The sequence below is a fragment of the Gammaproteobacteria bacterium genome (assembly GCA_028817255.1).
Taxonomy (GTDB): domain Bacteria; phylum Pseudomonadota; class Gammaproteobacteria; order Porifericomitales; family Porifericomitaceae; genus Porifericomes; species Porifericomes azotivorans.
Window position 1 is genome coordinate 1 of the sequence record JAPPQA010000029.1, and the last position, 7,647, is coordinate 7,647.

Consider the following 7,647-nt stretch of genomic DNA (forward strand, 5'->3'; position numbering starts at 1 on the left):
GCGTAGCGAAACGCAAGCGGTCTCCTCAACACTCCCCCCGCGAGCGGGAATGCCGGCGGGTGCGCCGGAACGACATGGGGTTTTTAGCGGCGCGCAAGTCTTTGATTTTTCGCGCTTTTATATATGCGCGGCTCGCAAGCGGTGGACGCCGGCGCGGGGGTTATGGTAGTCTCGCCGCCTACACCAAGGTCCGCTTGCATCGGAGAGCGCAAATATGTCGGCAATCAATCTCACCAACCAACTGCTGATTGCCATGCCGGCCTTGGCAGATCCGAATTTCCACCGCACGGTCGCCTATATCTGCGCTCACAACGACGAGGGCGCGATGGGGATCGTCATCAATCGCCCCCTGGGTTTGTCCCTGAAAGACGTGCTGCCCCAGATGGACCTGAAGCCCGCGAACGAAGCCGTGGGCAAGACCTTGATCTACGGGGGCGGCCCGGTGCAGACAGACCGCGGCTTCGTGCTGCACGAGCCGAAGAAATCATGGGATTCCTCCATAAAGATATCGGAGGACATCGGCATGACCACTTCCCGCGACATCCTGCAGGCGATCACCGAGGGCAGAGGGCCGCAACGCTCTCTTATCGCGCTGGGTTACGCGGGCTGGGACGCCGGCCAACTGGAGCAGGAGATCGGGGAAAACTCCTGGCTCAACGCGCCTTGCGACTCCAGCCTGATATTCAAGGCGCCCTCGGAGAAGCGCTGGGCCATGGCGGTAGAATCGCTGGGAATTGATATTGGAGAACTTTCCTTCCAGGCCGGGCACGCTTGAGAACGATCTCACTCTTCTGGGGCTGGACTATGGGCGCAAGAGAATCGGCGTAGCGGTAGGGCAGACGGTTACCCGCACGGCGAGCCCGCTGACTGTCCTGAACGTTGTAAAGAGGAGACCCGACTGGAATGCCTTGTCCCAGCTGATCCGGTCATGGCGCCCGGATGCGCTGGTCGTAGGGTTGCCGTTGCTTATGGACGGCAAGGAGCAGCCGCTGACGGGGGACGCGCGCCGCTTCATGCGGCAACTGCAAGGCCGGTACGGACTCCCCGTGTACGGCGTGGACGAAAGGCTGTCCACGATCGAGGCCCGCGGCTGGGGCAGGGCGCGCCGCGCGGCCCTGGATGCGGTCGCCGCGCAAGTGATCCTGGAGGCCTGGCTGACCGGCGCGACCGCCGAACTCCCCGATGCTTGAGCAGTCTCCCTGCAAGGACAGCGCCGAAATCGAGCGGCTGGCGCGCCGGATGGCCGCCGACATCGGCCGCCACATGGAACGCCTCGAATGCGAGCGCCCATTGCTGGTCGGGATCCATACCGGCGGGGTGTGGGTGGCGGAAAAACTCCGGGAACGCCTGGATTACGACATGGGCCAGTTGAATATCGCCTTCTACCGGGACGATTTCAGCCGCATCGGGATATCCCCCAAGGTCACGCCGACCCGGTTGCCGCTACCGGTGGAAGACCGGCGCGTGGTGCTGGTGGACGACGTGATCCACACCGGGCGCACCATACGCGCGGCGTTGAACGCGATCTTCGACTACGGACGCCCGACCAGCGTTTCCCTTGCCATTTTATTCGACCGGGAGGGCCGCGAATTGCCTATACAGCCTGACTTTGTGGGGGAAAAGATGCAGGTGGCGGGGAACGAACACCTGAAGCTCGACGGGCCGACCCCCCTGAGCCTGCTTCTCGTCAAGGCAGCGTGAACGGCAACATTCAACTGTCCGCCGACGGAAAATTAAGGCATTTCCTATCAATTACGGGACTCCGGCGGGAACATCTGGAAGAGATCCTGGAGCTCGCCGTTTCGTTCACGGAGACGGGCCAACGAGCGGTGAAGACGATCCCCCTCCTGCGCGGCAGAACCATCGCCAATCTGTTTTTCGAGCCCAGCACCCGCACGCAGACCACCTTCGAGCTGGCCGCCAAGCGCCTTTCCGCGGACGTGATCAACATAGATGCGCGCAACTCGGCGACGAACAAGGGCGAATCCCTGCTGGATACGCTGAAAACCCTGGAAGCGATGCGCTGCGACATGTTCGTCATCCGGCATCCTCACAGCGGCGCGGCCCATTTTATCGCCTCCCGGGTATCGCCGCGGGTCAGCGTGATCAACGCGGGAGACGGCTGCCACGCCCACCCCACGCAGGCCATGGTGGACGCCTTCACGATACTCCGGCACAAGCCGTCGCCGGCCTCCCTGCGCGTGGCGCTGGTGGGAGACATCGCGCATTCCCGGGTGGCGCGCTCCGAGATCGAGGCCCTGCGCCTGCTCGGGGTGCGGGAGATTCGGGTCATCGGCCCCAAGACTTTGATTCCGCGCGGGATCGAGGGCATGGGCGTGCGGGTGCATCACGATTTGGCAACCGGCCTGCGCGGCGTGGACGTGATCATGCCCCTGCGCCTGCAGCGGGAGCGCATGCGCAGTTCCTTCCTGCCCGACGAGAGCGAATATTTCCAGCGCTACGGCCTGACGCAGGAGCGGCTGGCCCCGGCCAGTCCGGACGCCATCGTCATGCACCCGGGGCCGATCAATCGGGGAATCGAGATTGATTCCGAAACGGCCGAGGGGACCAGATCGGTCATCCTGGAGCAGGTGGGACACGGCATTTCCGTGCGCATGGCAGTCATGGCCCTTGCCATGGGCGCGGCGGGAAAGCGCCCCGAATGAGGCTGAAAATAACGAATGGGCGCATCCTGGCGCCCGGCGGAGACAGGGCCGAACGGGCGGAGTTGCGCATCGCTGCCGGCAAGATCGTCGGGGTCGGCGCCGGCGCGGCGCCGGACTTCACTGCCGACGAGGAAATAGACGCCGCCGGCCAGTTCGTGCTTCCGGGCCTGGTCGATCTGTGCGCGCGGATGCGGGAGCCGGGCAAGGAACACGAGGCAACTATCGAAAGCGAGTCCTGCGCGGCGGCGGCGGCAGGGGTTACCGCGCTGTGCTGCCCGCCCGACACGGACCCCGCGATTGACGCTCCCTCCATCGTCGAGCTCATCCGCCGACGCAATGCGAAAGTGGGGCGGACGAAGATCTACGTCCTGGGCGCCCTTACCAAGGGGCTGGAGGGGAAATGCCTGGCGAACATGCATGCCCTGAAGCAGGCGGGATGCGTAGGCGTAAGCAACGCCCTCGCCCCCGCGGGCGACTCGGAGATGCTGCGCCGGGCCATGGAGTACGCGGCCACCTGCGAAATCGGCGTCTTTCTGTACTGCGAAGACCCGTCCCTGAGAGGCAACGGTCTGGTGCACGAAGGAGAGACGGGCACCCGCCTCGGCCTGCCGTCAATCCCGGAGACCGCCGAGACCGTGGCCCTGAGCCGCGCGCTGTTGCTGCTCGAGCAAATAGAGGGCGCGCGGCTCCACTGCTGCCGCATCGCCAGCGGGCGGGCGGTGGCCATGATCGCCGAGGCAAAGGCGCGGGGGTTGCCCGTGACCGCGGATGTCGCCGTCCCGCATCTCTTCCTCACGGACGCGGCGCTGGCCTCGTTCGACCCCGACTATTACCTGGCGCCTCCCCTGCGGGGGGACAGCGACCGGGCCGCCCTGCGCGAAGGACTCGCGACGGGAGTTATTGACTGCGCTTGCTCCGATCACCAACCGCACGGCAGGGAAGCGAAATCCCGGCCGCTGGCCGCCGCGGAACCCGGGGCCGCCAGCCTCGAGTTGTTGCTGCCGCTGATGTTTCGCCTGGCGGAGGAAGGGGCGCTGGACCGGGGGCGGGCGCTGGCGGCCATCTCCAGCAAGCCGGCGGAGATCCTCGGGGTCGGGGGCGGCAGGCTCGAGCCGGGAAACAAGGCGGATATCTGTATTTTCGACCCGGGCGCCGAGTGGACGGTGCGGCCGGAGGTATTGCAAACCGCCGGCAGCAACGTGCCCTTTTCCGGGTGGCGGCTGAAGGGCCAGGTCACGCATACCCTGCTGGGAGGCAAAACGGTCTATCGCCGGGAACCCCCCGCAACCCCATGAAGGAACCGGGCGACAGCCCCAGCGACCGCCCGGGCGCCGCGATCCGCCCGACGGAGGCGGAAATACTGGAGAACCGGCACTGCGGCGCAGAGCAATATCTGTTGCGGCTCCATTCCCCCGCATTGGCGCAAGGGGCGGCGCCCGGGCAGTTCGCCCACATCCAGTGCCACCCCCAATTGCCGCTGCCCCGTCCCATGTCCTACCTGCGCGCGGACGAGCGCAGCGGCCAGGCGGAGATCCTCTACAAAATCGTAGGGCGCGGGACGCGGCTGCTGGCAACGCGCGGGCCGGGGGAAACGATCCGCGCGCTCGGTCCGGCAGGCCGGGGGTTCCGGGTGACGGAGGGGCGCCCCAGGCCGCTGCTGATCGGAGGCGGGCTGGGAATGCCGCCGATTCTGTTCCTCGCGGAGTCCCTGGCCCACAGCCGCCGGCAGCCTCTGGTCTTGATCGGTTCGGAACTGCCCTTCCCGTTCCGCCCCCGCCCTTCGGCCCGGATGGCGACCGGCATCCCGCCGCATGTGACCGCCTGCGTCCCGCTGCTGGAAGATTTGGGATTCGCCAGCAGGCTTGCCAGCAACCAGGGGCGGCCGGGGTGTTTCGAGGGACACGTCACCGAGCTGGGCCGTCATTGGCTGCGCGCCCTGGACCAGGAACGCTTGCAGGAAGTGGAGCTCTTTGCCTGTGGCCCCAAGCCCATGCTCGCCGCCGCGGTGCAGCTGGCGAGGGACTACCGCCTGCCCTGCCAAATCGCGGTAGAGGAGCATATGGCCTGCGCCACGGGGGGGTGCGCCGGTTGCGCCATACCGATAACGGCGGCAGGGGAAAGGCGAATGATGCGCGTCTGCGTGGACGGCCCGGTCTTTGACGGCCGTCAGGCGTACCCCGCCGCGGAGCGCGGCGGCACGGCGTCCGCCGCCGGGGCGCCCCCGGCGCCCGGCGCCGCAAAGCGCACAGGCGGCTGAAAGCACGATATAAACCACATTAGATGGCTAAATATAACCAGATTCCGACCGCAACAGCCTTTCCCGCCTGGAAGGTTGCGGCCGCCGGCCAAGCGGTCAATGCCGCGGATGCACTGCAAAGCAGGGCTTTGCCGACTATTGGCACGGCGTATGCAACTATTACCGCCAACGCCCCGGATAGGCCGGGGGCCGTTTTTGAAACTGGAGGAAACAAACAATGAAGTGGGAAACCCCTGAGAGCAACGACATTCGCTTCGGCTTTGAAGTGACGATGTACATCAACAACAAGTAACATCGTCTCAAGGTCAACCGGGGGAAAAGGGACCGAAACGGTCCCTTTTCCCTATTTATCTCCCTCCCCTTCTGTTCTTCCTCCTGCTGCGGAATTCTTCAATTCTCTCCCCTCCCCTATTTTCAATGCCGCCGCTTTTGTCGCCGCCGCTTTTGTCGGAATCCGGGGAAAAGGTAGCCGTCCCTGGCGTCAAGCTTCGCTCCCTGAAGAAAAGCCCGGGTGGAAAACGGTGGCCGTCCTGCCGACCCGGTTCCGTCTTTTTCTTTATTCCGCACCGGGGGGAGCGGACATCCTTTTTCCGGCTCGTGTCCCGGTTCGGCAACAAAGGAGAGAAAGGCTTCCCTGCCTCCCGTCCCCTCGCATTGGCAGTTTTCTCCCCCGAAAACGGTTCGTCAATACGAAAAAAAGATGATTTTCCCCCCGGCGACCGGGACTATTCTTGTCCCAGCGCGCCATTAGCCGCGGAAGGATTGCCGCCCGGGAGGCGCGCCGCCCGCGCTCCCGGAGCCAATTTCCCTGCACTCCCGCGGACGGCAGCGACCGCGAGCCGCTGCCGGAGCGCACCGAATTTCCCGAATCGGCCTTACGGGCCGTCCGTCGCAGGTTGACTTGTGTGTCAATTGGCCTGCGGCGTCCTTCCTTTGACGCACAGCGAAAAAGAGTGAACCAGCAATGAATATGTATGTGGGCAATCTTCCCTACAGTGTAACGGAAGAGGAGTTGAGGAATATCTTTACGCCGTTCGGAGAAGTCTCCAGCGTGAACCTGATAACGGACAAGTTCTCAGGCCAGTCCAGGGGGTTCGGTTTCGTCGAAATGCCGAACAACGCGGATGCGGACAAGGCCATCAAGGCCCTCAACGACAAGACTTACTCGGGGCGCAAGATGAAGGTCAACCAGGCGCGGCCGCGGGGCGAGCGTCCGCCACAGGGCAACAATCGCCAGCCGCAACGCAACAAGTCCTGGTAAGGAAAGTCCTGGTAACGACCGGGGGGGCCGGCGCCCGCAAGGCGCCAGCGTTTCCTTCGGGCTCGAAACCGGCCCCGCCCCGCCCTCCGCGACGGGAGCGGCGGGGCGCTCAGCGGGGCGGAAGTTGCAACGCGGGAGCTTGCGGGGCCGACAGACCGACGGAGCCAGGCCGCCAGCCGCCCTTCCTGGAGGCGGCCTGCGTCCGCAATGCCCATCGCACGTGCTCCCGAATCAAATCGCAGGGGTGATTCCGCTTGGCGGCGAGCGCGGCGACGATGTCCTCGCGATAAGGCGCATTGCCGAGCGCAACCGCTATATTCCTGAGCCAGCGCCGGTAACCGATCCGCCGTATCGGCGACCCGGCAAGCCGGCGCTCGAACTCCTGGCTGTTCCAACGAAACAGGTTCAGCAATCCGGCGGAATCCAGGTCGTGCCGGGGGCGAAAACCCGGTTCCCGGGAATACTTGGCAAAGCGGTTCCAGGGGCATATCAACTGGCAATCGTCGCAGCCGTAGATGCGATTGCCGAGCAGGGGGCGGAATTCGACCGGGATCGAGCCCTTCAGCTCGATGGTGAGGTAGGAAATGCAGCGCCTCGCATCCAGCTTGTAGGGCGCGACGATCGCCCCGGTCGGGCAGATATCGAGGCAGCGGCGGCAACTGCCGCAGTGGCTGCTCGCCGGCTCCGACGGGGGCAGCGGCAGGTCGGTGTACAGTTCGCCGAGGAAGAACCAAGAGCCGCTATTTCTGTTAATAAGGACGGTATGCTTGCCGATCCAGCCGAGGCCGGCCTGCTCGGCGAGCGGCTTTTCCAGCACCGGCGCGCTGTCGCAGAAGGCGCGGTAACCGAACTGCCCGAAAGCCCCGGTGATCCGATCGGCCAGATTCTGCAGACGCTTGCGGATCAGCCGATGATAGTCGCGCCCCAGCGCGTATCGGGAGATATAGGCCTTTTCCGGGCGGCGCAACACCTCCCCCGGGTCGGCGGCGTCGGCGGGCAGGTAGTTCATCCTGACGGAGATGACGCTGACGGTGCCCGGCACCAGCGCGGCGGGACGGCTCCTCTTGACGCCATGCGCCTGCATATAAGCCATTTCTCCGTGCATCCCGGCGTCCAGCCATCTGCACAGCCGGGCCTCGTATTTCCTGAGCCGGGAACGAGAGACCCCGACCGCATCGAAGCCGAGCTCGCGGCACCACGACCGGAGCCGTTCTACCGCATCTTTCGGCAAAGATGCCCGATCCGACGCGATCCTTCTCCCCATATGCTCTTGTCCTCCGGTCTTCGTGCCGCCCTTGCCGCCGCCCGGCGCAGATTGCACATCATAGCGCATCTCCGCAGGGGGCCGCGACCGGAGGCGCGCCGCCCCCAGCCGTTACGCAATCGAGGGCAAGAAAAGCGGATCATATGCATCACTCCCCCCTTGAGGGGGAGTCGGCAAGACGAGGGCGCCAGCCCGATGT

At 65.2% G+C, this 7,647-nt stretch carries 9 protein-coding genes; 8 read left to right on the plus strand and 1 reads right to left on the minus strand.

Going from position 1 to position 7,647, the window contains the following annotated elements; all coding sequences use genetic code 11:
* The first annotated feature begins 214 nt into the window (after positions 1-214).
* The 8 genes from OXU43_01565 (at position 215) to OXU43_01600 (ending at position 6,184) form a co-directional block, all read left to right on the plus strand.
* The gene (locus OXU43_01565; protein ID MDD9823859.1) at positions 215-775 is read left to right on the plus strand and encodes a YqgE/AlgH family protein; all 561 of its coding nucleotides are present in this window, start codon (positions 215-217) and stop codon (positions 773-775) included.
* Positions 741-1,190 (plus strand): Holliday junction resolvase RuvX, encoded by a 450-nt coding sequence (gene ruvX, locus OXU43_01570; GenBank protein MDD9823860.1) that lies wholly within the window; start codon positions 741-743, stop codon positions 1,188-1,190. The genes OXU43_01565 and ruvX overlap by 35 nt, the downstream gene beginning before the upstream one ends.
* Positions 1,183-1,701, plus strand: a complete 519-nt coding sequence (gene pyrR / locus OXU43_01575) for a bifunctional pyr operon transcriptional regulator/uracil phosphoribosyltransferase PyrR (protein MDD9823861.1) — start codon at positions 1,183-1,185, stop codon at positions 1,699-1,701. The genes ruvX and pyrR overlap by 8 nt, the downstream gene beginning before the upstream one ends.
* On the plus strand, positions 1,698-2,666 hold the full coding sequence (locus OXU43_01580; protein MDD9823862.1) for an aspartate carbamoyltransferase catalytic subunit: 969 nt from the start codon (positions 1,698-1,700) through the stop codon (positions 2,664-2,666). Before pyrR ends, OXU43_01580 begins: the two co-directional genes overlap by 4 nt.
* Positions 2,663-3,961 carry a dihydroorotase gene (locus OXU43_01585; GenBank protein MDD9823863.1) on the plus strand — a complete coding sequence of 433 codons (1,299 nt, stop codon included), beginning with the start codon at positions 2,663-2,665 and terminating at the stop codon, positions 3,959-3,961. Before OXU43_01580 ends, OXU43_01585 begins: the two co-directional genes overlap by 4 nt.
* On the plus strand, positions 3,958-4,923 hold the full coding sequence (locus OXU43_01590; protein ID MDD9823864.1) for a dihydroorotate dehydrogenase electron transfer subunit: 966 nt from the start codon (positions 3,958-3,960) through the stop codon (positions 4,921-4,923). Before OXU43_01585 ends, OXU43_01590 begins: the two co-directional genes overlap by 4 nt.
* 23 nt (positions 4,924-4,946) lie before the next feature.
* Positions 4,947-5,144 (plus strand): hypothetical protein, encoded by a 198-nt coding sequence (locus tag OXU43_01595; protein ID MDD9823865.1) that lies wholly within the window; start codon positions 4,947-4,949, stop codon positions 5,142-5,144.
* Between the two features lie 743 nt (positions 5,145-5,887).
* Positions 5,888-6,184, plus strand: coding sequence for an RNA-binding protein (locus OXU43_01600; GenBank protein ID MDD9823866.1), 297 nt, complete (start codon positions 5,888-5,890; stop codon positions 6,182-6,184).
* Positions 6,185-6,293: 109 nt separating this feature from the next.
* Here the strand turns inward: OXU43_01600 and queG are convergent, their stop codons facing one another.
* The gene (queG, locus tag OXU43_01605; GenBank protein ID MDD9823867.1) at positions 6,294-7,448 is read right to left on the minus strand and encodes a tRNA epoxyqueuosine(34) reductase QueG; all 1,155 of its coding nucleotides are present in this window, start codon (positions 7,446-7,448) and stop codon (positions 6,294-6,296) included.
* Between the last annotated feature and the right edge of the window lie 199 nt (positions 7,449-7,647).

What these genes read in the sequence shown, in the direction of transcription:
- OXU43_01565 (MDD9823859.1), top strand. Translation starts at nt 215, where the DNA reads ATGTCGGCAATCAATCTCACCAACCAACTGCTGATTGCCATGCCGGCC.
- queG (MDD9823867.1), bottom strand. Translation starts at nt 7,448, where the DNA reads ATGGGGAGAAGGATCGCGTCGGATCGGGCATCTTTGCCGAAAGATGCG.
- OXU43_01590 (MDD9823864.1), top strand. Translation starts at nt 3,958, where the DNA reads ATGAAGGAACCGGGCGACAGCCCCAGCGACCGCCCGGGCGCCGCGATC.
- OXU43_01600 (MDD9823866.1), top strand. Translation starts at nt 5,888, where the DNA reads ATGAATATGTATGTGGGCAATCTTCCCTACAGTGTAACGGAAGAGGAG.
- OXU43_01595 (MDD9823865.1), top strand. Translation starts at nt 4,947, where the DNA reads ATGGCTAAATATAACCAGATTCCGACCGCAACAGCCTTTCCCGCCTGG.
- OXU43_01585 (MDD9823863.1), top strand. Translation starts at nt 2,663, where the DNA reads ATGAGGCTGAAAATAACGAATGGGCGCATCCTGGCGCCCGGCGGAGAC.
- pyrR (MDD9823861.1), top strand. Translation starts at nt 1,183, where the DNA reads ATGCTTGAGCAGTCTCCCTGCAAGGACAGCGCCGAAATCGAGCGGCTG.